The organism is Streptomyces sp. NPDC047028 (assembly GCF_040644095.1).
In the GTDB taxonomy this organism is placed as follows: domain Bacteria; phylum Actinomycetota; class Actinomycetes; order Streptomycetales; family Streptomycetaceae; genus Streptomyces.
In genome coordinates, this window is the sequence record NZ_JBEYVS010000023.1 from 22,376 (window position 1) to 47,273 (window position 24,898).

General features: G+C 72.2%; 21 protein-coding genes. 15 read left to right on the plus strand and 6 right to left on the minus strand.

The window, feature by feature from the left end; all coding sequences use genetic code 11:
• Positions 1 to 218 precede the first annotated feature (218 nt).
• The 4 genes from ABZ854_RS21045 to ABZ854_RS21060 all read left to right on the plus strand — a co-directional run bounded on the left by ABZ854_RS21045 (position 219) and on the right by ABZ854_RS21060 (position 3,905).
• Positions 219 to 1,301, plus strand: a complete 1,083-nt coding sequence (locus tag ABZ854_RS21045) for a M20 family metallopeptidase (RefSeq protein WP_361213186.1) — start codon at positions 219 to 221, stop codon at positions 1,299 to 1,301.
• A complete protein-coding gene (locus ABZ854_RS21050) occupies positions 1,298 to 2,065 on the plus strand; it encodes a GNAT family N-acetyltransferase (protein WP_361212941.1) in 768 nt (255 codons plus the stop codon). The genes ABZ854_RS21045 and ABZ854_RS21050 overlap by 4 nt, the downstream gene beginning before the upstream one ends.
• Positions 2,066 to 2,086: 21 nt before the next feature.
• Positions 2,087 to 3,196, plus strand: coding sequence for an o-succinylbenzoate synthase (menC, locus tag ABZ854_RS21055; protein ID WP_361212943.1), 1,110 nt, complete (start codon positions 2,087 to 2,089; stop codon positions 3,194 to 3,196).
• A 154-nt stretch (positions 3,197 to 3,350) separates the two neighbouring features.
• On the plus strand, positions 3,351 to 3,905 hold the full coding sequence (locus ABZ854_RS21060; protein WP_361212946.1) for an ATP-binding protein: 555 nt from the start codon (positions 3,351 to 3,353) through the stop codon (positions 3,903 to 3,905).
• Positions 3,906 to 4,012: 107 nt separating this feature from the next.
• On the opposite strand, the gene ABZ854_RS21065 is transcribed toward ABZ854_RS21060, so the two are convergent.
• A complete protein-coding gene (locus ABZ854_RS21065) occupies positions 4,013 to 4,456 on the minus strand; it encodes a hypothetical protein (protein WP_361212949.1) in 444 nt (147 codons plus the stop codon).
• A gap of 163 nt (positions 4,457 to 4,619) precedes the next feature.
• Here ABZ854_RS21065 and ABZ854_RS21070 point away from each other — a divergent pair, with 163 nt between their 5' ends.
• The 6 genes from ABZ854_RS21070 (at position 4,620) to infA (ending at position 12,314) form a co-directional block, all read left to right on the plus strand.
• Positions 4,620 to 6,185, plus strand: coding sequence for an SDR family oxidoreductase (locus ABZ854_RS21070; protein ID WP_361212952.1), 1,566 nt, complete (start codon positions 4,620 to 4,622; stop codon positions 6,183 to 6,185).
• A gap of 42 nt (positions 6,186 to 6,227) precedes the next feature.
• Positions 6,228 to 7,115, plus strand: a complete 888-nt coding sequence (locus ABZ854_RS21075; protein ID WP_361212955.1) for an oxygenase MpaB family protein — start codon at positions 6,228 to 6,230, stop codon at positions 7,113 to 7,115.
• A 69-nt stretch (positions 7,116 to 7,184) separates the two neighbouring features.
• Positions 7,185 to 9,299, plus strand: coding sequence for an MMPL family transporter (locus ABZ854_RS21080; RefSeq protein WP_361212958.1), 2,115 nt, complete (start codon positions 7,185 to 7,187; stop codon positions 9,297 to 9,299).
• 92 nt (positions 9,300 to 9,391) lie between these two features.
• Complete coding sequence (locus tag ABZ854_RS21085; RefSeq protein WP_361212961.1) at positions 9,392 to 11,050, plus strand: penicillin-binding transpeptidase domain-containing protein; 1,659 nt, start codon at positions 9,392 to 9,394, stop codon at positions 11,048 to 11,050.
• Positions 11,051 to 11,301: 251 nt separating this feature from the next.
• Complete coding sequence (locus ABZ854_RS21090; RefSeq protein WP_361212964.1) at positions 11,302 to 12,093, plus strand: GNAT family N-acetyltransferase; 792 nt, start codon at positions 11,302 to 11,304, stop codon at positions 12,091 to 12,093.
• Positions 12,090 to 12,314, plus strand: coding sequence for a translation initiation factor IF-1 (infA, locus tag ABZ854_RS21095; protein ID WP_152167066.1), 225 nt, complete (start codon positions 12,090 to 12,092; stop codon positions 12,312 to 12,314). The genes ABZ854_RS21090 and infA overlap by 4 nt, the downstream gene beginning before the upstream one ends.
• A gap of 87 nt (positions 12,315 to 12,401) precedes the next feature.
• On the opposite strand, the gene ABZ854_RS21100 is transcribed toward infA, so the two are convergent.
• Complete coding sequence (locus ABZ854_RS21100) at positions 12,402 to 13,610, minus strand: cytochrome P450 (protein ID WP_361212967.1); 1,209 nt, start codon at positions 13,608 to 13,610, stop codon at positions 12,402 to 12,404.
• Complete coding sequence (locus tag ABZ854_RS21105; protein WP_361213188.1) at positions 13,603 to 14,691, minus strand: SGNH/GDSL hydrolase family protein; 1,089 nt, start codon at positions 14,689 to 14,691, stop codon at positions 13,603 to 13,605. The genes ABZ854_RS21100 and ABZ854_RS21105 overlap by 8 nt, the downstream gene beginning before the upstream one ends.
• A 230-nt stretch (positions 14,692 to 14,921) precedes the next feature.
• Here ABZ854_RS21105 and ABZ854_RS21110 point away from each other — a divergent pair, with 230 nt between their 5' ends.
• A complete protein-coding gene (locus ABZ854_RS21110) occupies positions 14,922 to 15,821 on the plus strand; it encodes an amidohydrolase family protein (protein ID WP_361212970.1) in 900 nt (299 codons plus the stop codon).
• A gap of 5 nt (positions 15,822 to 15,826) precedes the next feature.
• Here the strand turns inward: ABZ854_RS21110 and ABZ854_RS21115 are convergent, their stop codons facing one another.
• The gene (locus tag ABZ854_RS21115) at positions 15,827 to 18,331 is read right to left on the minus strand and encodes a SpoIIE family protein phosphatase (RefSeq protein WP_361212973.1); all 2,505 of its coding nucleotides are present in this window, start codon (positions 18,329 to 18,331) and stop codon (positions 15,827 to 15,829) included.
• Positions 18,332 to 18,526: 195 nt separating this feature from the next.
• Between ABZ854_RS21115 and ABZ854_RS21120 the strand changes: the two genes are divergently transcribed.
• Together ABZ854_RS21120 and ABZ854_RS21125 are read left to right on the plus strand one after the other, a co-directional pair.
• The gene (locus tag ABZ854_RS21120) at positions 18,527 to 19,780 is read left to right on the plus strand and encodes a SpoIIE family protein phosphatase (RefSeq protein WP_361212976.1); all 1,254 of its coding nucleotides are present in this window, start codon (positions 18,527 to 18,529) and stop codon (positions 19,778 to 19,780) included.
• Between the two features lie 130 nt (positions 19,781 to 19,910).
• The gene (locus ABZ854_RS21125; RefSeq protein ID WP_361212979.1) at positions 19,911 to 20,513 is read left to right on the plus strand and encodes a dihydrofolate reductase family protein; all 603 of its coding nucleotides are present in this window, start codon (positions 19,911 to 19,913) and stop codon (positions 20,511 to 20,513) included.
• A gap of 29 nt (positions 20,514 to 20,542) precedes the next feature.
• Here the strand turns inward: ABZ854_RS21125 and ABZ854_RS21130 are convergent, their stop codons facing one another.
• Positions 20,543 to 21,535, minus strand: a complete 993-nt coding sequence (locus tag ABZ854_RS21130; protein ID WP_361212982.1) for a L,D-transpeptidase — start codon at positions 21,533 to 21,535, stop codon at positions 20,543 to 20,545.
• 348 nt (positions 21,536 to 21,883) lie between these two features.
• Between ABZ854_RS21130 and ABZ854_RS21135 the strand changes: the two genes are divergently transcribed.
• A complete protein-coding gene (locus ABZ854_RS21135; RefSeq protein WP_361212985.1) occupies positions 21,884 to 23,323 on the plus strand; it encodes a hypothetical protein in 1,440 nt (479 codons plus the stop codon).
• Entirely contained in the window at positions 23,320 to 24,471 is a 1,152-nt protein-coding gene (locus ABZ854_RS21140) for a hypothetical protein (protein ID WP_361212987.1), read from the plus strand. Before ABZ854_RS21135 ends, ABZ854_RS21140 begins: the two co-directional genes overlap by 4 nt.
• A gap of 37 nt (positions 24,472 to 24,508) precedes the next feature.
• Here the strand turns inward: ABZ854_RS21140 and ABZ854_RS21145 are convergent, their stop codons facing one another.
• The gene (locus ABZ854_RS21145) at positions 24,509 to 24,814 is read right to left on the minus strand and encodes a hypothetical protein (RefSeq protein ID WP_129305337.1); all 306 of its coding nucleotides are present in this window, start codon (positions 24,812 to 24,814) and stop codon (positions 24,509 to 24,511) included.
• Positions 24,815 to 24,898 lie beyond the last annotated feature (84 nt).

Sequence of the window (24,898 nt, forward strand, 5' to 3'; positions counted from 1 at the left end):
CCGGGCGCGTGCCCGGCGGGTCGGAAGACCCGCCGGGCACCGTCGTACCCGCGTATTGGGTTCCTCGCACGAACCAGCCGCTCATGTTGTCACCAGGCCACCAACTCGCCGGGCGACGGCGTGCCTAGCGTGGCGGTCATCCCACCCTGGAGGACACACTCGTGCAGCACGACCACGAACACCTCTCCGCGCCGGCGGACCAGGCGGTCCTTGATCCCATGCTCGCAGACCTCGAAGAACTCGTGAGCTGCGAATCCTTCTCCGCCGACCACGCGGCCGTGGCCCGCAGCGCCCAGGTGGTCGCCGGGCAGGGCAGCCGGCTGCTCGGCGCCCGGCCCCGCCTGCTGGACATCGATGGCGTCACCCACGTCCAGTGGACGTTCGGCACGCCCCGCGTCCTGCTGCTGGGCCATCACGACACCGTGTGGCCGGTCGGCTCCCTCGCCACCCACCCCTGGTCGGTCAAGGACGGCATCGCCCGCGGTCCGGGTGTCTTCGACATGAAGGCCGGGCTGGTCCAGATGTTCCACGCCCTCACCTCGCTGTCCTCTCTCGACGGTGTGTGCGTTCTCGTCACCGGTGACGAGGAGACGGGCTCGGCCACGTCCCGTGCGCTCATCGAGGACATCGCCCGCGGCTGCTCGGCCACTCTCGTGCCGGAGCCCTCGGCGCCCGGCGGAGCCCTCAAGACCAGCCGCAAGGGCGTGTCCCTCTACGACGTCACCGTGCAGGGACGGGCCGCCCACTCCGGTCTGGAACCGGAGAAGGGCGTCAACGCGGCCACCGAACTGGCCCACCAGCTCCTCGCCCTGCAGGCCATCGCCGACGCCGTCACCGCGTCCACCGGCCCGGGAACGACGGTCACGCCCACCCTGATGTCGGCCGGCACATCGAACAACACCGTGCCCGCACAGGCCGAGTTGAACGTGGACGTCCGCGTGCCCACCGCCGCGGCGCAGGATGCGGTGGACCAGCTCATCAGGGAACTGGTGCCCCGGATTCCCGGCGCGCGCCTGCGGGTCGACGGCGGCCCCAACCGGCCGCCCCTCGCCCCGGACGTTTCGCGGAAGCTGTTCGCCCTGGCCGCCGAACGGGCCGAACGGCTGGGTCTCGGCCCGCTGCGGCAGGCGGCTGTCGGCGGAGCCTCCGACGGCAACTACACGGCCGGCGCCGGATGCCCCACCCTCGACGGCCTGGGAGCGGTGGGCGACGGCGCCCACGCCGACCACGAACACGTCGTCACCGCCGCCATGCCGGCCCGCGCCCGGCTCCTGGCCGATCTCGTCGGAGCGCTGCGATGAACGCACCCGTCGTCCGTGAACTCCACACCATGGAGGACTTCGACACCGTCAGCCTCCTCTACGCCGGCATCTGGGGGACCGAACCCGGCAACGGGCCCATCACCGCCGAGATCATGCGGGCACTAGCCCAGGCCGGCAACTACGTGGCCGGAGCATACGAGGACGACCGGCTGGTCGGGGCGTCCGTCGCCTTCTTCGGTGAACCCGTCGGCACCAGCCTCCACTCGCACATCACCGGCGCGGTCATGGGACGAGGCGTGGGCCTGGCCCTCAAGCTGCACCAGCGCCAGTGGGCGCTCGCCCGCGAACTCAAGCGCATCACCTGGACGTACGACCCCCTCATCCGCCGTAACGCCTACTTCAACCTGGTGAAACTCGGTGCCCGTCCCGAGGACTACCTCGTGTCGTTCTACGGCGCGATGGACGACGCCATCAACGGCGGCGACGAGTCCGACCGCGTCCTCACCGCCTGGGACCTCACGGCCCCTCCCCCGCCCGAGTCGTTCGAGCTGCCCGCCGGAGCGGTCCGCGGGCTGCGCGATCACGCAGGCCGGCCGGTGACGGGGACGACCGACGCCGAGACCGTGCTCATCGACATCCCCGACGACATCGAGGCCCTGCGCCGCACCGATCCAGGCGCCGCGCGTGCCTGGCGGCTGGCTCTGCGACAGACCCTGGGCGGTCTGCTCGCCGAAGGCGCCCGCGTCGTCGGTCTCCACGAACGCCGCAGCTACGTGGTACGGCGCACCACACCCCTTTCCTGAACCCCACGAAGGAGCCCCCTCATGAAGACGAAGATCTCCGGCGTCGAACTGCGCCGTATCGCGATGCCGCTCGTCGCCCCGTTCCGTACCTCCTTCGGCGTGGAGACGAGCCGCGACGTGCTGCTGGTCCGCGTCGCCACCTCCGACGGCGAGGGCTGGGCCGAGTGCGCGGCCATGTCCGAGCCCCGTTACTGCTCGGAGTACGTGGACGGCGCCCAGGACGTCCTGCGCAGGTTCCTCGTCCCCGCCCTGCCGAAGGACGGCGTGGACGCGAACGCGGTGGGACGGATCCTGGAACCCTTCACGGGCCACCACATGGCGAAGTCCGCCCTGGAGACAGCCGTGCTCGACGCCCAACTCCGCATCGCCGGCGAGTCCTTCGGCTCCTACCTCGGTGCGGCGCGGGACCGGGTTCCGTGCGGCGTCTCCGTCGGCATCATGGACTCGATCCCCGAGCTCCTCGACGCGGTGGAGGGCTACATCGCCGAGGGCTACGTCCGGATCAAGCTGAAGATCGAGCCCGGCTGGGACGTCGAGCCCGTACGCGCCGTACGCGAGCGCTTCGGCGACGACCTGCTCCTCCAGGTCGACGCCAACGCCGCGTACACCCTGGTGGACGCGCAACAGCTCGCCAGGCTCGACGACTTCGGCCTCCTGCTGATCGAACAGCCCCTCGCCAACGACGACCTGGTCCAACACGCCCAGCTGGCCAAGCTGCTGCGCACGCCGATCTGCCTGGACGAGTCCATCGAATCCGCGGCCCACGCCGCGGCGGCCATTTCCCTCGGCGCCTGCTCGGTCATCAACATCAAGCCGGCCCGGGTCGGCGGCTACCTCGAAGCCCGCCGCATCCACGACCTCGCCCGCGCCCACGGCATTCCCGTCTGGTGCGGCGGCATGCTGGAGACCGGCATCGGCCGCGCCGCCAACGTCGCCCTGGCCGCGCTGCCCGGCTTCACCCTCCCCGGCGACACCTCCGGCTCCAGCCGCTACTTCGCCACCGACATCACCGAGTCGTTCGTCCTCTCCGACGGCCACCTCGAAGTCCCCACCGGCCCCGGTCTCGGCACCGAGCCACTGGCGGACTTCCTGGACGAGGTCACGACGTCCAGCGAGTGGATCGCGCTGTAGGACTCCGATGACCGGGAGACCCCGGGCTCGCATGAGCTCGGGGGCCTGGAGGAGATGAAGACACCGCCCCAGCACAGGCCGACCACGCAACGCGTCGGACGGGCACACCCCCCACAGTCATCCGCGACCGCGGCCTCGCAGAAGGTTTCACCTGATGTTCACTTCCAGCACCGCCTCGCCCTTCACAGCCCGCTCCGCCCCCAGTTCGTCCGGGCCCGCGCCACGCCGGGCCGCCGACGGCTCCCGCCCCTGGAGCTCCGAGCAGGCGCGCATGCTGCTGGCCGGCCGCCCGGAGAACGTCCGTGACACCCGCCGCTGGCTGCGGGCCGTCATGGCGGAGTGGGCCGTGTCGGAGGACAGCGCGGAGTCGGCGGTCCTGTTGCTCAGCGAACTGGTCGGCAACGCCGTTCTGCACGCCCGGAACACCTGCCGCATCCTGGTCACCGCCCGGCTGCGGTGGGGCCTGCTGGAATGCGAGGTCGAGGACCAGGACCCGAATCGGGGTCCGCGGCACGGCTGGACGCCGGACACCGGCATCGGCGAACCAGCGGAATCCGGCCGAGGGATACCCCTGCTGGAGGCGCTCGCCGACGCGTGGGGCGTCCGCCGCCACAGCCGGGGCAAGTCCGTCTGGTTCGTGCTGTCGACACACCCCCGCCCCGATGCCGGAGCGGCGGTCGAGGCCGAGCCGTCACGCAGATCGGCGTGACGGCTCCTCGGACGCTGTGCGGGCAGGGGCACCCGGTCCGGGCGCTCTCGGCCCCGGCCGCGACGGCATGATGAGAGCCGAGGCCGCCCCCCTCCCCCCGCGGCCGGTCACGTCCCTGGCCGTGCCGTGTGGTCGGGGTGCCCGTTCGTGCGGCGTCTCTCCTTGAGTTCGGCTTCGTACAGGTGGTCCCTGCCATCGGCCAGCTGGTCGCGCGCCGCGCTCTCCAGCCTCGTGAAGGGTCTGTAGTACGTGGAGTTGTAGGCCTCGATGATCTGAAAGGTCCAGTGGCCGGGGATGACGTTGCGGCCCAGGATCTCGTTGTGGACGCGGTCGGCCCAGTCGTGGTGTCCGGCCTCGCGCAGCAGGTGTACGGCGCGGTCGAGCTCGAAGTCGGCGGTGCCGGTCAGCTGGTGGAAGGCGTACAGGTGCCCGCGCGCCCGCTCCGTGGTCTCCAGAGCCTTGGACAGCGCGCCGAGTGCTTCGACCGTGGTGCCCGAGACGTCCTGGGGGCGTCGGTGAGCCCGGTCGGGTCCGTGGTGTTGATCGTTCACATGTCCACGGGTGTCCCGGCCGCCGGGGCGGGCACGCGCCCCGGCGGCCACTTTCGTCCGGAAGAAGTACGCAGGATTCGCGGTCACGGCGGCGCGCGCCGGGCGGGGCCGGGCGATGGCGACGATGATCGGAGATACGGACCGCTTCGCTGGAGGGAGCCTCGTGGGCACGGACGGACAGCGGACCGGAACGCCCCTGCACTGCCTGGTCACGGGCGCGTCGGGGTACATCGGGGGCCGGCTGGTGCCGGAGCTGCTGCGGGCGGGCCATCGGGTCCGGTGTCTGGCCCGCTCCCCCGGCAAACTGCGGGACCACCCCTGGGCCCGGGACACGGAGACGGTCCGCGGTGATGTCACCGATGCCGGCTCCGTCGCCTCGGCCATGCGCGGGATCGACGTCGCGTACTACCTGGTGCACGCCTTGGGGTCCGGTTCAGGCTTCGAGGAGACCGATCGCCGCGCGGCCCGGATCTTCGCCGCGCAGGCGCATGCCTCAGGTGTGCGGCGCATCGTCTATCTGGGTGGGCTGACACCGTACGGCGTGCCGGAGCGGGAGCTGTCCCCGCACCTGAGGTCACGCGCCGAGGTGGGACGCGTCTTCCTCGAGGCTCCCGTACCGGCCACCGTGCTGAGGGCAGCCGTCGTGATCGGCTCGGGGTCGGCCTCGTTCGAGATGCTCCGCTATCTCACCGAGCGGCTCCCGGTCATGGTGACCCCCAGCTGGGTGCGCACCCGCATCCAGCCCATCGCGGTCCGCGACGTGCTGCGCTACCTGGTCGGCTCGGCCACGATGCCGGACGACGTCGACCGCGCCTTCGACATCGGCGGGCCGGACATCCTCACCTACCGCGAGATGATGTGCCGGTACGCGGAGATCGCCGGGCTCCGGCGGCGGCTCATCGTGCCGGTGCCGCTGCTCACGCCCGGGCTGTCCAGCCACTGGGTCGGTCTGGTCACCCCGGTGCCCGCGTCGATCGCCCGGCCGCTGACGGAGTCGCTGCGCCATGAGGTCGTCACACGTGAGCACGACATCGCCCGGTACGTCCCCGACCGGCCCGGACTGCCGCTGCCGTTCGACGAGGCCCTCGGTCTGGCGCTGCGAAGGGTGCGCGAGGCGCAGGTCGCCACGCGGTGGTCGTCCGCCGCCGTTCCCGGAGCCCCGAGCGATCCCTTGCCCACGGACCCGGACTGGGCCGGTGGCAGCCTCTACACGGACGACCGGCAGGTGCCGGTCGACGCGTCGAGCGCGTCGCTGTGGAAAGTGATCGAGGGAATCGGCGGCGATCACGGCTGGTACTCCTTTCCGCCGGCCTGGGCGGTCCGCGGCCTGCTGGACCGGTTCGTGGGCGGTGTCGGTCTGCGCAGGGGGCGGCGCGACGCGGAGCGCCTGCGGGTGGGCGACTCCGTGGACTTCTGGCGTGTCGAGGAGGTCGAGCCCGGTCACCTGCTGCGACTGCGGGCCGAAATGCGGCTGCCCGGCCTCGCCTGGCTGGAGATGTACGCCGAGACGGACGACGAGGGCGGCACACGGTACCGGCAGCGCGCCCTGTTCCACCCTCGCGGCCTCCTGGGCCACGCCTACTGGTGGTCCGTCTCCCCGTTTCACGCCCTCGTGTTCGGCGGCATGGCCCGCAACATCACCCGGGCGGCCGCCGAGCCCGGGGCGGCGGCCGAGCCCGGGGCGGCGGCCGAAGGTCTCGGACGAGGCGGTCCGGGGCAGGAGGACTGATGTGGTCCTTCAGCCGGCCGCACGACGCGGAAGGAGGTGCCCATGGATGCTGGTGCCGGCCGCGGTCTCACGCCTCGCGCGTGGCTCGGTCAGATGATCTTCTCGCGGGTGGCGGGGCCCGAGGGCCCCGGTAATCGTGCCCGGATCCACGGTGCCCCGGGCCCGCGTTGGTTCGCACCCGAGCGTCCCGTACGGCGCGTGCACGGGGACGCCGCCATGTTCATCGGCGGTCTGTCCGCCCTGCTTCTGCAGTCCCTGCACCCGCTCGCCATGGCCGCGGTCGAGGCCCACTCCGGCTTCCGTGGCGACCCCTGGGGGCGGTTGCAGCGCACCAGTACGTTCCTCGCCGTCACCACCTACGGGACGGCTGACAGCGCGCGGAAAGCCTGCGAGCGGGTACGCGCCGTGCACGAGGGCGTGCGGGGCACCACCGCCGACGGGCAGGCGTACGCCGCCTCGGACCCGCACCTGCTGTGCTGGGTGCACGTCGCCGAGGTCGACAGTTTCCTGCGCGCCCACCAGCGCTACGGTGCCGACCCCTTGGACGCGGAGGGCTGTGACGGCTACGTGGCCGACATGGCGCGTGTCGCCACGGCGCTCGGTGTCACCGATCCGCCCCTGGCCCGTGCGCAGCTCGCGGACCGCATGGCGGATTTCCGCGCCGAGTTGCGTGCGACGGACGAATCCCGCAGCACCGCCCGGTTCCTGCTGTTCCACCCGCCCCTCCCGCTTCTCGCCCGCCCGCCGTACGGCGCCGTCGCCGCGGCCGCCGTCTCCTTGCTGCCGGACTGGGCGTCGAGTGCGCTGCGGCTGCCCCGCCTTCCCCTCGCCGAAGACCTGTGCGTGCGCCCTCTCGGCACGGCCGTGACCGCGGGAATCCGCTGGGCGATGTCCCCGTCCCGCGACGCGCAGTCGTCGCCCGCTTCCTGACCGCGGTGAACCACCCGCCGCGCCTCGCTCGCACGGCGAACCGCTGACACGCCACACCGCTGGAGAACGATGTCACCCACCCTCCGACGAGCCCGCCGGCTGATCCCCGTCGCCCTGGTCCTCCTCTGGTTCGGCATCGGCGGTTCCCTGGGGCCGTACGCGGGGAAGCTGAGCGAGGTCGCCACCAACGACCGGGCCGCCTTCCTTCCCCGCAGCGCGGAGTCCACACAGGTCCTGGCCGCGCAGAAGGACTTCCGGCGAAAGGAGACACTTCCGGCGATCGTCGTGTGGACCATGGCCGACGGTTCATCCGTCACCGGGCACCGCGCGGCGGCCACGCGGTCGATCGGTGCCGTCGCGGGCCGGCCGGGGATCGTGGGGCGCCCGACGCCCGCCCTCCCTTCGCGGGACGGAAAGGCCCTGGAGGCGATCGTCCAACTGGAGCCCGACCTCGGCAAGAAGCTGCCGGACGTCGTCGACCAGGTCCGTGACGCCGCCGGGCGGGTGCCGGACACCAAAGCGGAGATCGCCGGGCCGGCCGCGACACAGGCCGATCTGTCCGACGCCTTCTCGGGCATCGACGGGTTGCTGCTCACCGTGGCCCTGGTCACGGTGCTGGTGATCCTGCTGCTCGTCTACCGGAGTGTGCTGCTGCCCCTGGTGATCATCCTCGGTGCCGTGTTCGCCCTCGGGCTGGCCTGTGCGATCGTCTATGTCCTGGCCGACCACGGAGTCGTCCGTGTCGACGGCCAGGTGCAGGGCATTCTGTCCATCCTCGTCATCGGCGCGGCGACCGACTACGCGCTCCTGCTCGCCGCCCGGAACCGCGAGGAACTGGCCCGCCACGACGATCCTCCGGCCGCCGTCCGTGCCGCACTGCGCTCCTCCTGGAGCTCCATCACCGCCAGCGGAGCGACCGTCGCCCTGGGCCTGCTGGCGCTGTTGCTGAGCGACCTCACCAACAACCGCGCGCTGGGACCGGTCGGAGCCATCGGCATCGGCTGCGCCGTACTGAGCGCGCTGACCTTCCTGCCCGCCGTCCTGGCGCTGCTCGGCCGGGCCGCCTACTGGCCGGCCCCGCTTAGGGCGACGGCCGACACAGCAGCCGGACACCCCCTCTGGCACCGGATCGCCGGTCTGGTGGACCGGGCTCCGCGCCGGATCTGGTCCGTGACCCTGCTCGCCCTGCTCTGCTGCGCCGCGTTCTTCCCCACCCTCACCTCCAAGGGCGTACCCCTCGACGAGATCTTCGTCAACGACGCGCCGTCCGTCGCCGCCCAGCAGACTCTGGCGCGTCACTTCCCCGGCGGCTCCGGCAATCCGACCGTGATCATCGCGAACGCCGACCGGCTGGAGCCCGTTCTGGCGGCCGTGCGTGACACGCGCGACGTGGCCTCCGCCGCCGCTGTGACCGCCTCCGGCCGACCCGGCGCCGGCGCGCCGCAGGTCGTCGGCGGGCGCGCGCAGATCGACGTGACGCTGAAGGCGACAGCGGACAGCGACGCGGCCAAAAGCACCGTGGCGGGGCTACGATCCGCCGTCCACGCCGTACCGGGGGCGCATGCCCTCGTCGGCGGCTACACCGCCCAGCAGTACGACACCCAGGCCACGGCCGAACACGACCGCGCGGTCATCGTGCCCGTGGTCCTCGCGATCATCCTCGTCATCCTTTGCGCTCTCCTGCGCGCGCTCCTGATGCCCGTGCTGCTGGTGGTGACCGTCGCACTCAACTACGTGGCCACCCTCGGCATCTCCGCCCTCGTCTTCCACCATGTCTTCGGGTTCGGCGGCACCGACGCCTCCGTTCCGCTGTACGGGTTCGTCTTCCTGGTGGCGCTGGGCGTGGACTACAACATCTTCCTGATGTCCCGCGTCCGGCAGGAAGCGCTGCGCCACGACCTGAGAACGGGCATCCTGCGCGGCCTGACCGCCACCGGCGGCGTGATCACCTCGGCCGGTGTCGTCCTGGCCGCGACCTTCGCCGCACTGGGCGTGATTCCCTTGTCGTTCCTCGTGCAGATCGCCTTCATCGTCGCCTTCGGCGTCCTGTTGGACACCCTCGTCGTCCGCTCACTGCTGGTCCCGGCCCTGGCCCGTGACATCGGTGCGGTCGCCTGGTGGCCCGGCCGCCTCGGCGACCGGGGGTCCCGCTCGCCCAGTTCCTCGGCGTCCGGCGAACGGTGAGGTCACGTCCGTGAAACCGCGACCGGACGGTCCGGTAACGATCTATCGGCAGTCAACACGTGCACAGTGCAAACAAACATACGATCCACCGTATGAACAAAGCTGTGAAGATCGGCCTCGCCGGCGCGTGCACAGCGTTGCTCGTCACGGGGGGAATCGGCGCCTACAACGTCGTCCACGGGCTGACCTCCGGAGACACGGGTAGCGACTGGACGGATGCGGAACACACCTTCGACCCGGCGGCCACGTCGACCGTGCCGCCGACGGGTGCCAAGGCCGTCAAGATGGCCCGGACGTTCCTGGACAACTGGTCCGGACATCACCTCGACGACGCGGCGCACAACACGGACGCACCCGGCCCAGCGTCCCAGGGACTCCAGAAGTACGCCGGCGGGCTGCACCTGAAGAAGCTGACCTTCGCACAGGTCGCGTCGGCGGGACGGTCGACGGCGACGCCGGGCGCCACCAGGATCACCTTCAAGGTGTCTGCACAGGTGGCGGGCGGCACCTGGACCTACCCGGGCGCGGTGGCGGTACTGCAGAACACGGACGGCCAGTTGGCCGTGCACTGGAACAGCTCGGTGCTCCATCCCGGCCTCGGCGAGGGCCAGTCCCTGACCGCGGGCACTATTCCCGCCGGTGCCGACGACGCCAAGGTCGTCGCGAGCGACGGCAGGACGGATCTGTCCACGTTCGCCTCACTGCGGGACATCGCGGCGACCATCCGAAAGCACGCCAAGCCCACCGGTGGCACCACGGGCACCGGTGTGGCCGTGGTCGACGCCGACGGCAGCGGCGTGAAGACGCTCCGGGTCTTCTCCCAGGGGAAGACGCCGGTGATCAGAACGACCATCGACGCGCACCTCCAGACCGTGGCCGAGGACGCCGTGAAGGACGGTCACCTGGGTCAGAAGGCGGCCGGCACGGTGGCGCTCGACTGGAGGAACGGGCACATCCTCGCGATCGCCCACACGGGTTCGGACGGCGACATCGCCATCAGGGGCATCAAGTCCCCCGGTTCCACGATGAAGATCATCACCTCCGCCGCCCTGTTCGACCAGGCGGGCCTCACACCGAGCAGTCCCGCGCCGTGCACGGACTCCATAGTCGCCAACAGCCAGTCCTTCCACAACGACTCGGGTGTGCGGGCCAATCCCGGCTCCACGATCGCGCAGGCGTTCACCGTCTCCTGCAACACCTCCTTCATCAAGGACGGGTTCCACTACCTGGTGCACGGCGGGGACGCCTCCGCACTGCACGACGAGGCCGTGAACGTGTTCGGGATGGGCAGCTGGTCGATCGGCGGCGGAGTGGCCACCACCGACCCGAGCATCCCGACGGACGCACAGGGAGGCGACCAGGCCGCCCAGTTCATCGGCCAGGGAAAGGTCACGGCCACACCGCTGTTCATGGCGTCCGTGGCCGCCACCGTGCGCGGCGCCGGCTTCAAGCAGCCGGTCATCCTGCCGGGACAGCACCAGGACACCGCGCCACGCCCCATCACCGCCCGCACGGCCGGATACCTGCAGTCCATGATGCGTACCGTGGCCACCGGCGGAACCGCCGCGCCGCGCCTGGGCGGGCTGACGGGGGTCGGCGGCAAGACCGGAACCGCGGAGGAGGGCGACCACACCAACGGCTGGCTGACCGCCTACAACTCCCACATCGCCGTCGCCGCCCTGGTCGAAGGCGGCAGCACCGGCGTCGACTCCGCCGGATACGTCGTCCGTCAGCTCCTGACCCACAGCTGACCTCGCGGGCCCGGCCGGCGCACACCACGCCGGCCGGGTCCGCCGGGATCTGCGCGCCCGGCCGGAAATCGAGGTGAGCGCGGTGATGCCCCTCTGCTACCTTGCCGGTGGATCGTGAAGTCGTCGTAGGGAGGTGAGCTCCGTGAACACAGTCACCCATGGGTGCTCCCTCATCCCGTCACGGTCCGGCGGCTGACGTTCGGTGTCGCCGGGAGCGCCTGAGATCGAGGCACTCCTGGAGGGAGACTCCGATGCATTCACAACCTTGCACATCCGGCCCGAGCGAGAACGCGGTGCGGATCACGCGTGTCGCGGACGGGCAATGGCACGCTCTGGAAGACGACTTGGTCGTCGGCCGCGGTTATGCGGGACACCGGGGCGACGGGCGCTTGTTCGTGAGCGTCGACGCCTGGCACCACGCCGCCTTCGACCGGCTCGCCGAGGCGATGGCCGCGGAACTGCCGGCACCGCTGTACACGGTGGTCGACGAAGCCGACGTCGAGCAGACGGCCGGCTGGCGGCGGGCCGGGTTCAGGATCCGGCGCCGCGAGTGGGAGTACGACGTCCCGACCGACCCGCGGCTCACCGGGCTCGAAGCGGTCGTGCCGCCCCCCGGGGTGGCGATCGTGCCCGTCGGCCGGGCGGACGAGGCTCTGCTGCGGGCCGTGGACCGCGCGATCCGGGACGAGGTCGGGGCGACCGTCGGGTGGCATTCGATGCCCGCGGAGGTGATCCCCCACCCCGCAGGGGACACCGTCGTCGACCCGTCCAAGTACGCGGTGGCCGCGGGGCCGGACCGCTACCTGGGCCTGATCAGAGTGGTGAAGGTGAAGCGGCCGCGCATCGGGCTGGTCGCGGTCAGGGCCGGCGAGCGGCGCCGCGGCATCGCGCGGGCGCTGCTGGCGCACGCCCTGGGCACGCTGCACCGCGCCGGGTCCGCCACGGCCTGGGCCGAGGTCCAGGAGTCGAACCAGGCGGCCTCGGCGCTCTTCGCGAGCATCGGCGCCCGTCCGGTGAGCAGCAACCTGGAGTTGGTGCGATGACCAGGAACAGGAACGTCATCGAGGTCGAGGGCAGGGTCGTCGAGTGTCTGCGCAGCGCCATGTTCACCGTGGAGCTGGAGAACGGCCACCAGGTCCTCGCGCACATCAGCGGCAAGATCCGCAAGAACTACATCAAGATCATGCTGGAGGACCGCGTGCTGGTGGAGCTCCCGCCGTACGACCTGACGCGCGGCCGGATCGTGTTCCGGTACCGGAACTAGTGCCGCCCGGCGCCGTCCGACGCAGCTGAGCCCGGGGCCCCGGTCATGGCGTTCGCGTGACCGGGGCTTTGGCTGCCGCGGCCCGCGTCACCAGGTCACCGGCAGCTCCACGGGGAAGCGTCGGATGGTGGACGTGTCCCATCGGATGTCGCTCTCGGGGACGGCGAGGCGCAGGTGGGGGAAGCGGGTGAGCAGGGAGGTGACGGCCGTGCGCAGCTCCTCCTGGGCGAGGGGCTCGGCGAGGCAGTGGTGGGCGCCCCAGCCGAAGGTCATGTGGGGCCGCAGCGGACGCGCCGGGTCGAAGGCGTGCGGGTCGTCGAACACCGCGGGATCACGGTTGGCGGTGAGGTAGGAGACGTGGACGTAGTCCCCCGCGCGGATGCGGGTTCCGGCGATCTCGACGTCCTCCAGGGCGACACGGGGGATGCCGACGCCCTTGCGGAACGGGATGAGGCGCAGGAGTTCGTCGAGCACCCGGGGCAACCGGTCCGGATGAGAGGCCAGTTCGGCCCACCGAAGCGGGTGGGTGAGCAGGGTGTACGTGATGTTGCTGATCTGGCAGGTCGCGGTGTCGTTGCCGCTGAGCAGCAGCGTCAGCGCCAGGACGGCCAGTTCCTCCTCGTCCAGCGGCTCCTGCGGGTCCGCGGCCATGGCGCTGACGATGTCGTCGGCGGGATCGGCGCGCCGCTGCCGGACCAGGTGGGTGAAGTAGGCCCGCAGCCGGTGCTTGGCGTCCGTCGCCGCCCGCCGGTCGGCCGGCGCCGTGGCCAGCAACTGCTGCGTGTGGCGCATCAGTTCGGGCCGGTCGGCGGGTACGACGCCGAGCAGTTCGCAGATGGTGTGGTGCGGCAGTCGCACGGAGAGGTGCTGGACGAGGTCGGCGGGTGGTCCGAGCGCGGCCATCCCGTCCAGGAGTTCGCCCGTCACCCGCTCGATGGCGGGCCTCATGCGGGCCACCCGGTTCTTGGTGAAGGCCCGCGCGGCGGCGTGGCGCAGCCGGCGGCTGCGGGGCGGATCGACGATGTTGACCGATTCGGGCGAGACGATGGGCTCCGGTGTCAGCCGGGGGTAGTCGCGGCCGACGATGGCCGACCGGCTGAACCGCTGGTCGGTCGTCACCTGCTGGACACCGGCGTAACTCGTGACCAGCCAGGCGTCGCAGTCGCCGTACGGGAGACGGATGCGGGTCACCGGTCCCCTCGCCATCAGCTCCGTGAACAGCGGGTCGAAGGCGAGGCCCTCGCTGAAGTCGAAGGGACAGTGAACCGTGCCGGTCCTCCCGGTTTCCTCAGACATCGGGTCCACCGGGTGCCGGGCTGATCGTGGGCAGCCGCACCGCGAAGTCTTCTCCGATGCGGTGGGCGAGTTGTGCGGCGACGTACTGGTGGTAGCGGCGGTTGGGGTGGATCAGCGCCGGGTCTCCCCATCCGCCGACGCCGATCGTGCCGATCTTCTCGGTGTAGCCCTCCACCCACTTGACCTCGCGGGGGGCGCAGGCGTCCTTGCCGAGGGTGGCACGGCGGGTGTCGACGAACTCCGCCGGAACGCCGTGCCGGTGCGCGTCGGCCGTCGCGGAGGCCACGGCGTCGTCGACTCCGTCGAGGAGCCGGCCGAGCCAGCCGATGTCCCCTCGGCCGAGGGTGAACAGTTCCTGGGAGTTGCGGGCGCAGGTGCGGGGGTCCGCCGGGATCACTGAGGGGTAGCCGATCACGTAGATGCGGGCGTGCGGCGCTCTGGCGTGTACCGCGTCGAGCAGGGTCCGGTACCTGTCGGCGAGTGCTCGCCTGGGCCCGTCGAGGTCCGGGTCGTCCGCGGGCAGGCCCAGACCGGCGTACGCGCCGTTCTCGAGGTTGTCCCGGCAGTGGTCCGGGGCGTCGCTGGACGCGTCCGCTCGCAGGCACTCGGATGCCAGGGGGCTGAAGTAGTCGTTGCCGCCGATGCCGAGGGTGACGATGTCGGTGTCCGGACGTACGGCCCCGATCTGCGGCGGCCGCTTCGGAAAGGGCGCCAGCGGATCGGCCCGGGGTATCCCGAACCGGTCGAGCGACGCGTGCCCCACCGGCTGCTGGGGGGTGTCGAGGACGTTGTCCGTCGTGGCCCCTCCGCAGGTGACGTCGCGGCTCTGCCGGAGCAGGCCGGCCGATGCCTTGCCGAGCACGTACGGGTACGACTCCAGCGTCTGCTCGCAGCCCGACTTGCCGGGCTCGTCGGGTTCGGCGGGGCCGCCGGCGAGGCGGGTGTAGCCCGCCGCGTACGAATCGCCGAGGCTGACCATGTGCAGTGTCGAGGGGCGTATCCGGGCGGGGTCCGCGCCGGCAGGTGGCGCGCCGGTACTCGTCCCGGCCGCGCCGAGGAGCGCCACGGCCGCCGAACCCACTGCCAACGCCATCATCCTGGAACGCAGGGCGACCACTCCACTCCTGGGACGGGGCCCCGTCCGCCGAGGCCGTGTACCAGAGGCATCCCCGGCCACGCGTGCGGCACGCCGCATGTCACTCTTCCGGGTACCCGGAGTCACCGGTGTGGGCGAGGGGTGACAGGCTCGGGCCGAGCCGGAACGCGGCCCGGCAATGGCCGCAGACCGTTCGAGAGAGAGGCAGCACCCAGGTGAGTTCCCCGCGCGACGCCGTGAACGAGGAGGCCGTAGAGGTCCGCCGTTTCTGGACCGGTCTGGGTCTGCCCGGACTGATCGACGTCCACACCCATTTCATGCCCGAGCGGGTCCTGCACAAGGTCTGGGAGTACTTCGACGCCAACGGCCCCCTGATCGGCGGGCTGGAGTGGCCGATCACCTACCGGAAGGAGGAGGCGGAGCGCACGGCCCTGCTGCGGGAGTTCGGCGTGCGGGCCTTCACCTCCATGCTCTACCCCCACAAGCCCGGCATGGCGCGCTGGCTGAACGGCTGGGCCGCGGACTTCGCCCGGCGCACCCGCGACTGCCTGCACACCGCGACCCTCTACCCCGAACCCGGCGTCGAGCACTACGTCCGCGAGGCCCTCGACTCCGGTGCCCGGGTGTTCAAGGCGCATGTGCAGGTGGGGGCGTACGACCCGGCCGACGAACGCCTCCAGGAGGCGTGGGGGCTGCTGGCCGAGGCCGGGACGCCGGTCGTGATGCACTGCGGCTCCGGGCCCGCACCCGGCAAGCACACCGGCCCCGAGCCCGTCGCCCGCCTGCTCGCACGCCACCCTCGACTGCGCCTCGTCGTCGCGCACATGGGGATGCCCGAGTACGAGGAGTTCCTCGGCCTCGCCGAACGGTACGGCGAGGTGCGGCTGGACACGACGATGGCGTTCACCGACTTCAGCGAGGGGCTCATGCCGTTCCCCCGCCGCGCCCTGTCCCGTCTCACCGACCTCGGCGACCGCGTCCTGCTCGGGACCGACTTCCCCAACATCCCCTACCCGTACGTGCATCAGCTCCAGGCCCTGGAACGGCTGGGACTCGGCCGCGACTGGCTGCGGGCCGTGTGCCACGACAACGCGGCGGCGTTGTTCTCCCTCTGACGCCGTCAGGTCGACGGGGACGGTGATGCGGACGGGACGGGGAGTTCCGCCCAGATGACCTTGCCGTCCGTGGTGTAGCGCGTGCCCCATCGCAGGGCGAACTGGGCGACGAGGAACAGCCCGCGGCCGCCCTCCTCGCCGAGCCTCGCCCGTCGCAGGTGCGGGGAGGTGTTGCTGTGGTCCAGGACGGCCAGGATGATCCGGTTCTCGGTGCGGATCAGGCGGAGCGCGACCGGGCCGCGGGCGTGCCGGACGGCGTTGGTGACCAGCTCGCTGACGATGAGTTCCGCGGTGAAGGAGAGGTCATCCAGCCGCCACCGCGTGAGGCGGTCGATCGTCAGCGCCCGTGCCCGGCCGGCGGCCGCGGGTTCGAAGGCGAGGTCCCAGGAGGCGACGTCCGCGGCGGAGAGCGGGGAGGGCCGGGCCACGAGGAAGGCGACGTCGTCCCGGGGGCGGTCCGGGAGCAGGGTCCGCTCCATGGTGTCGCAGATCTCCTCCAGGGGGCGGTCAGGGTGGGCGAGCGCGAACCGCAGCCGTTCCAGTCCGATGTCCGGGTCGTAGCCGGAGGCGGTGATCAGACCGTCGGTGTAGAGGGCCAGGAGGCAGCCTTCCGGGATTTCGACCTCGGCCGGTTCGAACGGCATCCCGCCGACGCCGAGCGGCGGGCCCGCGGGGATGTCCAGGAACTCCACCGGTTTGTCCGGGTGGGCGAGGGCGGGCGGTGGATGGCCGGCCCGCGCGAAGGTGGCGCGGCGGTTGACGGGATCGTAGACGCCGTACAGGCAGGTCGCGCCGACGATGCCCTCGGTTCCCGTGGGGTAGGCCGTCTCGGCTTCCTCGGACAGGCGGGTGACCAGGTCGTCGAGGTGGGTGAGCAGTTCCTCCGGCGGCAGGTCGAGGTCGGCCAGCGTGTGCACGGCCGTGCGCAGGCGGCCCATGGTCGCCGCGGCACGGATGCCGTGGCCGACGACGTCGCCGACGACCAGTCCCACGCGGGCACAGGCCAGGGGCAGTACGTCGAACCAGTCGCCGCCCACTCCGGCCACGGTGTCGGCCGGCAGGTACCGGTAGGCGGCGGCCACGGCCGCGTGGCTCGGCAGTTCGTGCGGGAGGAGGCTCTCCTGCAGGGTGAGCGCGGACCGGTGCTCCCGGCCGAACCGGCGCGCGTTGTCGATGCACACGGCCGCGCGGGCGGCGAGCTCCTCGACGAGCAGCACGTCCTCGGCGGAGAACGGGTCGGGGTCGTGCCAGCGCATCAGCGTGGCCACGCCCATCGTCACGCCCCGCGCCCGGAGCGGGACGACGAGGTGGGTGTGGATGCCCAGCTCGCGCATGCGTGCGCGGCGCACGGCGTCGTGGACGAGCCACGGGCTCCCCACGTCGAGTACGGCGTTCAGCACCGGCCGTCCGGAGGCCAGGGACTCCCACTGCGGCGAGCCGCGCGGGTAGCCCACCGTCCCGCCGGCCGTGACGACCACTTCGGGCAGGTCCTCCCGCAGGGAGTGGTGCACGACCCTGCGCATGTCCCCCGTCCGGTAGGCGGCACGGGCGTCGGGCTCCCGGCCGTCCAGTACGGCGCCGAGCAGGTCGACGGCGGTGAAGTCGGCGACCCTCGGCACGAGGATCTCGGCCAGCTCCTGCGCGGTGCGTTCCAGGTCGAGCGTGCTGCCGATCAGGTCACTGGCCTCGTTCAGCAGGGCCAGCCGCTGCTGCGCACGGTGCAGGTCGGTGACGTCCACCGACTCCTCGCACACGCCCAGTGGCCGGCCGTCCGCGTCCTGGAGGCGGTAGTAGGAGAGCGACCAGACGTGCTCGTGCCCGGTGTCGGCCGGGATGCGGCCCCGGTACTGCAGGCCGGTGACCGTCTCCCCCGTGTCGAGAACCCTCCTGAGGAGTTGCCTGGCCGAGTCCGGGTGCTGTCCGGACGGCACCCGGCTCGCGGGATACGGTCGCCCCTCGCTCCGCCCCGGCCGCGGTTCGCCGTCGCCGCGGCCCGGACGCGGGGTGGCCGCCTCCCCCGGCACCTCCTTGCGGGCCGCCGCGTTCGCCCAGGTCACGCGCAGGTCGGGGCCGTAGATCGTGAGCGCGACGGTGGACTGTGTGCCGAGGCCGTGCAGCATGGCCTGCCGCAGCCGCCGTTCCGCCAGTTCCCCCGCGTCGGTCAGGAGCAGCAGCCGCAGGGAGCCGCCCGGCGTGGTGTGCAGTGCGCGGCACGACATCGCCACCCGCAGCGGACGGCCGGCCCGCGTCCGGAAGACGACGGTGAGGCAGCGCGCGGGGTCGGGGGCCCGCAGGAACCACTCCGCGTCGGCTTCCTCGCCGGGCCGCTCCGTCAGCGCGGTGATCGGCCGCCCGAGCACCTCCTGTGCGCAGTGGCCGAGCAGCCGTTCGGCCTCCGGGCTCCAGCCGGTCACCGTCCCCCGGTCGTCCACCAGGACCGCGGCCGCCCGCGCGATCAGCGGTCCGTCCCCGATGTCATCCGACCCGGAACCGCTCGCTTGTGTGGTCATCACACGTCCGTCCTCGCCGAACGCCCGGCCGCTGGGCGGGGCCGCCCACTCCCTTCAAGGATCAGCCAGCGGCAGCCCCGGCACAAACGCCGGGGCGCGGGGAGTGGCCGGTCGGCCGCCCGACCAGGCGGGTCCGGCCCGTGGAGCCTAGGTTGAAGGCAGTGACCAGCCGCTACGGGCGGGAGGAGTGGCGAGATGGCACCACATGTGGATCACGCGGCCCTGTTCGCCGCCACGCCGAGCCCCTATCTGGTGCTGGGCCCGGATCTCGTGATCGTGGACGTCAACCGCGCCTACCTGGAGGCGACCGCCCGGACGCGCGAGGACCTGGTGGGCCGGCACGTCTTCCAGGCGTTCCCCGACAACCCCGGGGATCCGGACGCCGACGGGGTGCGCAATCTGAGCGCGTCCCTGCACCGGGTCCTGACCACCGGCAGGCCGGACACCATGGCGTTGCAGAAGTACGACATCCCCGTCATGAGCCGGCCCGGAACCTTCGAGGAACGCTGGTGGTCCCCGGTGAACACCCCCGTGCCGGGAGTGGCCGGCGAAGTGGCGTGGATCATCCACCGGGTGGAGGACGTGACGGCGTTCGTCAAGGCCCACCGGGCCGCGAACCCCACCGGCGCGCTCGTCGGCAAGAAGCTGGAGGTGACCGAGTCGCTGGAGGCGGAGCTGTACGCGCGGGCGCGGGAACTGCAGCTGCTGAACGACGAACTGCGCAGGGCCCACACCCGGGAGCGCGAGATCGCCGTCACCCTCCAGGAGGCCATGCTGCACGCCCCGGACCTGGCACACCACCCGCATGACGTGGTGGTGCGCTACCTGCCGGCGGTGGGTTCGCTGAACGTGTGCGGCGACTGGTACGACGTGGTCGACATCCCCCCGGACCGGCTGGGGCTGGCCGTCGGGGACGTCATCGGCCACGGCCTGGAGGCCGCCGCCGTCATGGGCATGCTGCGCAGTGCCCTGTCGGCGGCCATCCGCGCCCTGGAACGCCCGGCTCAGGCGCTGGAGGTCCTGGGGCTGTACGCCCGCTCGATCGAGGGCGCGCTGGGTACGACGGCGGTCAAGGCGATCGTCGACCGGCGCAGCCGGATGATCATCTACAGCAGTGCCGGACACCCGCCGCCGGTCCTGGTCCACCCCGACGGGCGTACGGAGCTCCTGGACCAGGCGACCGACCCGCCGCTGGGCGCGCGGCCGCAGCACGTGCCGCGGCCGCAGGCCAGCGTGCACTACGAGCCCGGCGGCACCCTCGTGCTGTACACCGACGGGCTCGTCGAGCGCCGTGACGAGGACATCGACGTGGGCCTGGAGCGCCTGACCGGCGTGCTCGCCGAGGGCGCCGGTATGGGGGCGGAACAGCTCGCCGACACGGTGCTGGCCCGTCTCGGGGTGGCCGGCGGGGGCAGGGACGACGTCGCCCTGGTCGTCGTCCGGCTCTGAGCGCGGCGACGGGGAGCCACGGGCCATGACTGTGCTGCGATGAGTTTCCGGCGTCCGGTCCGTCTACAGTCCCGTACACGCAGCGAGTGGCCGGCCCACGACGGGCCCGGCCGTATCCAGGGAGCATCAGATGCGTCTTGTCGTCACCGAGTTCATCAGCCTCGACGGAGTCGTGCAGGCGCCCGGCGGGCCCGAGGAGGACACCGACGGCGGGTTCGCGCACGGCGGCTGGTCGCATCCGTTCTTCGACCCGGAGGTGGTGGGCGGGGCCTTCGCCGCCGGACTGGAGCAGGCCTCGGCGCTGCTCTACGGCCGCCGTACGTACCAGACCATGGCCGCGGCCTGGCCGGAGCGGGCCGGGGACCCCTTCGCCGACCGGCTGGGCTCCCTGCGGAAGTACGTCGTCTCCGACACGCTCGGCGACTCTGACCTGACGTGGGACAACTCCGTGCGCGTCCCGGTGGCCGAGGCTCTGGACACGGTGCGCGAGCTGCGTGCGGCCGACGGCGGGGACCTGGCGGTGATGGGGAGCCCCACCCTGGTGCGCGCCTTGCTGACTGCGGGGCTCGTGGACGAGTTGCAGCTCGTCGTCATGCCGGTGCTGCTCGGCGGCGGCAAGTCGGTCTTCCCCGAGGACGGGGAGAAGCGGACCTGGGAACTGGTGTCCTCGGCCGTCGGGAAGACCGGGGTGCAGATCAACGTGTTCCGGCCGGCCGGGGAGGCGCGGGTGTGACCGACCCGCGCCTCCCCGGCCCGCGCCGGTCACAGCGTGCCGGTCGTCCCCTCCCCGGAGCCGCTGCCGGCGAGCCACTGGTCCCAGCCGAGGTTGAAGTCGGCGTAGCCGTTGTCGGCCGAGGCCTTGGCGCGGCTGGAGCCGGTGATGGTGACCGGGTCGCCCTGCTTGACCTGGCCGTAGAACCACTTGGCGTCCGACAGGGACAGGTGGACGCAGCCGTGCGAGCCGCGGGCGCTGCCGCTGCCCGGGTTGGGGTCGCCGGTCGAGTAGTGGACGTAGGTGCCGGACTGGGTGAGGTGGACGTCCCAGGGCAGCGTCAGGTCGTAGTAGTTGGGGCTGCCCTTGTCGCAGCTGATGCCGACGCTGCAGGAGGTCATGTGGACCTTCTCCTGCTTGTCGATGACGGCCATGGTGCCGTTCCACGTCGGGTACTGGGGGCTGCCCGCGTTGATGGAGAGGGTGCGCACCGCCTTGCCGTTGCGGGTCACCTTCATGGTGTGGCCGGTCACCGAGACGTCCGCGCGGACGTCGTCGCCGACGGTGAAGGTGTGGGTGTAGCCGTGCACGCCGTAGCGTCCGTTGCCGTTGCCGACACCGGTCAGGTCGGCGTCGAGCTTGACCTTCGTACCGGAGGGCCAGTAGTTCTTCGGCCGCCAGTCGGCGCGCTTGTCGCCGAACCAGTGCCATGCGCCCGCCACCGGCTGCGAGGCGCTCACCTTCATGTGCTTCTCCACCGTGGCCCGTGCCTTGGCCGCCACCGGGTTGGAGAAGACCACCGAGATCGGCATGGCCACGCCGACGGTGGTCCCCGTCTGCGGGGTGATCGTCTCCAGCAGCATCGGCGGACCCGCCGGCTTCTTCGGTGACGGAGAGGCACTCACGCTCGGCTTGCCCGACGGCTTCGCGTCGCTCCCGCTCCCGCTCGCCTTGTCACTGCCGCCTCCGCCGCAGGCGGTCGCCCCCACCAGCACCGCACATGTGACGAGTGCGATCCGTATGCCGCCCTTGCGCCGTCCCACGCCCTGCCCCGCTCTCTCGTTCCTCGGCCCCCGACGGGCCCGGCTTCCTGTCAGACAACACCGGTGTGCGCCGTAGTTGCGCACGTTGTGTAAAGCATGCTTCAAAAATATGTGCGCCCCGCCGGTCCGGTGCCGTCCCCCCGTGCAGGGTGCGTACCCGGATGCGACCGGACAAGCCCGGCTTCGTTCAAGGATATTCCGTGGAGGGGTCGTGGCCTGCACTGTTACGGTCCTCGGGCCGGCCGCGGGACTCCGGTGCGACTTCCGGAACGTGCCTATGAAGCGATGATTCGCAGCTCGTGCCCCCATTCCCCGGCCGGCGTCCATGTCTTGGGGGTGGAGAGCGGGATGGAAACGTACGGGGACCTGATCGCGGCGGAGGACGTGCTGCTGTTCGTGAACGCGGCGATCACCTCGACCGGGCAGCGCGAGTTCCACAGCGACGCGGACGAACAGCGGCTGTCCCTGGACTTCCTCCACACGTACCTGCTCGGCAACTACCGTGACCTGTACGCCGGGACCCTCGCGCTCGACATCAACGACCACAACGCGGCCCTGATCGTCCGGCGGCTCCTGGAGACCGCCGGTGAGGCCACGGCCGGGCAGCGGCGCCGCGAGGGCCGTCTGATCGCGGCCCGGCTCGCGGCGCTGCCGCCCCAGCGTGTGTACGCGCTGTTCGGTGCCCTGCGCCAGGCGGGGGTGAACAACCGCCGCAGCCGCGCGATCATGCGGGACTGGCTGGCCGCCCGCCCCGACCCCGCGTTCGACGCGGTGAAGTACCGCAGCGGTCTCAAGCAGGCCCTGCGCCACACGCACCTGCCCCCGGCCACGGAGGAGCTGGGCGCGTTCCTGTTCGCGCCCCGGTCCCGCCCGCGGTATGCGGCACCCCTGCTGGAGGCGTGGCGGCGGGCGCACCACGAGCAGGGCGCCCTGTACGAGCTGCCGTACACGGTGGCCGAGGGCTTCGCCGCCCGGCACGGCGTCCCCCGGAACGCCTTCCTGGAGCGCATGGCGCCGCGGCTGACCCGCCTGGAGACCCTGCGGCTTCAGGAGTCCGCGCGAGCCCGCGGGGCCACCGGCCTCCCCACGGACCTGACCGGGATGCCGCTGACCCGGCTGGCGGCCTACGTGCTGTCGCTGCCGGTCGACGAACGCCGGGACAGGCGCGCCGAGTTGACCCGGGCGCTGCGCGCGGCCGCCGACCGGGTGGCCGGGGCCCACCGGGGCGGCTGGGGCCGGGTCGCCGCCGTACTGGACGACAGCTGGTCCACGTCGGGTTCGGCGCACAAGCGCCGTCGGCCGCTGGCCGTCGCCCTGGCCTGCCACTACCTGCTCGCGGCGCTGGCCGGCCACTACACGGGGCTGTGGACGTCCGGCCGGACCGACGCGCTGACGGCCCGTCCGTACGGGCCGACGCCGCTGGGCCGGCGGATCCTGGACGCACTGGACACCGCCCCGTCCGGGCTGGTGATCGTCTCCGACGGGTGGGACAACGCGCCTCCCGGGCTGGCCGGCGAGGTGCTGCGCGTCTGGCGGACCCGGCTCGATCCCGGCCGCCGTACCGCCGTCGTGCATCTCAACCCGGTGTACGACGCGGACGGCTTCGACGTGCGCCGGCTGTCCCCGACGGTGCCCACCGCCGGCGTCCGGGACGCCGAGGACCTGCCCGCCCTGGTGGAACTCGCCCGGTTCGCGGAGGGCCGGACCGGCCTGCCCGAGCTGATGGCCTACCTGGACTCCCGTGCGGAGCGGATGCCGGGCGTACGACGTCAGGAGCGGGCACGATGACCACCCTGGACCTGACGGGCCTCGCCGCCCGCCCCTCTCAGGTGTGGGGTGCCGTACGGCTGGTGCCGCTCGTGCGGGACGAACCCGTCGAGGACCTCCGCCTGGGCGCGCGGCTCTACGGCGACGCGGCCGGACTGGTCGACGTCGGCCGGCGGCACGCCTGTATCTCGTACGTCCCGCACGGGTTCGTCGCGACATGGACCCGCGACGGCACGCCCGCCGCCGCCTACGGCACCCAGCTGTCCGCCGACGGCGACGCGGCCCCCGCCGCCACCATGGGCCTGCGCTTCCACGGGCGGGCGGCCCGCCGCGAGGCCCGGGGCCGGCTGCGGTTCCTGCCCCTGCACCTGGCGCTGGAGGGCTATCTGGCGCTGCACTTCGGCGGCCCGTCGGTCGTCTGGGACGAGTGGTCGCAGCGGGCGGTCCGCCGGGGGCTCTCCCCGCGCGTCGAGGAGGCGTACACGGGTGCCGACGTGCGCGGACTCGCCGACGCCCTGCGCGTCTTCGAGATCCACCCCGGTCAGTGCGGTGTCCTGGTGTACGTCGCCGACGCGCTCGCCGCCGCGTTCGCGGTGCCGCACCCCGACGATTACCGCGCCCTGCACGCGACGCTCCTGCGGGACCTGTACGGCGAACTCGTCCACCATTACGCCACGCTGATGCCACCGGTACCGGACTTCCGGGCCCGCGTCCCGGACGCCCGCGTCCGCTCGCTGGCCGACCTGCGCGAGGCGGTCCGCGAGCAGGAGGACGCCTGGACGCGGTTCCACGACACGACCATGGCGGCCGGGCTGCTGGAGGAGGCGTACACCTGGCAGCGGGTGTACCGGATGGGACGCTTCACGCTGTCGCGTTTCCTGCCGGGGTTCCGGCCCGGGCGGGAGAACCACATCGGGGAGGCCGTCAGCGACGAGACGGGCAGGATCGCCTACCTCAAGACGTTCCGCCTCTCGGAGGGCCAGGTCCGCCGCGGGCACCTCCTCAGCAGGCTCGCCGCGCACGACTGGCACCTGGCGGACACGGCGGCCGGCCTCGGCATCGAGGAGGCGCAGCTGGGGCTGCGGCTGGAGTCGGCCGGCTTCGGCCTCCTGCTGCGCCAGGACGTCCTGGACGGGTACCGGGCTCGCCAACGGCGCGGGACCGGCTGAGCGCGCGGACGCACCGGTCTTCCGGCCACGCGGGCGGTCAGCCCGTCTCGTGGGCGGTCTGCCGGGACGGTACGGCGGCCAGGACGGCTCCGCCGCCCGCCCTGACGGCGGCCACCGCCGACTGGTGCAGATCGCGGCTGCGCCGCTCGGAGTGGCATGGCACGGGGCTTCCCGTGAGGGTGAACCACTCGGAGGTGCCGGTGTACTGGACCGTCACGTCGGCCTCACGGCCGTCCCAGGTGGTGTGGACGGTCAGGTCGCCCGCCACGATCCCCGCTTCGTCGGTACGGGCCCCTCCGTGCCCGGTGAAGACGCCGCGGGTCGTCCATGATGCCCAGACCATGATGCCGGTCTCCCTTCGCTGACTGCACCGATCGCTTCTCCCATGGTGCGCACCGGGCCGCCGGTTCCGCCTGGCCGGAGCCCT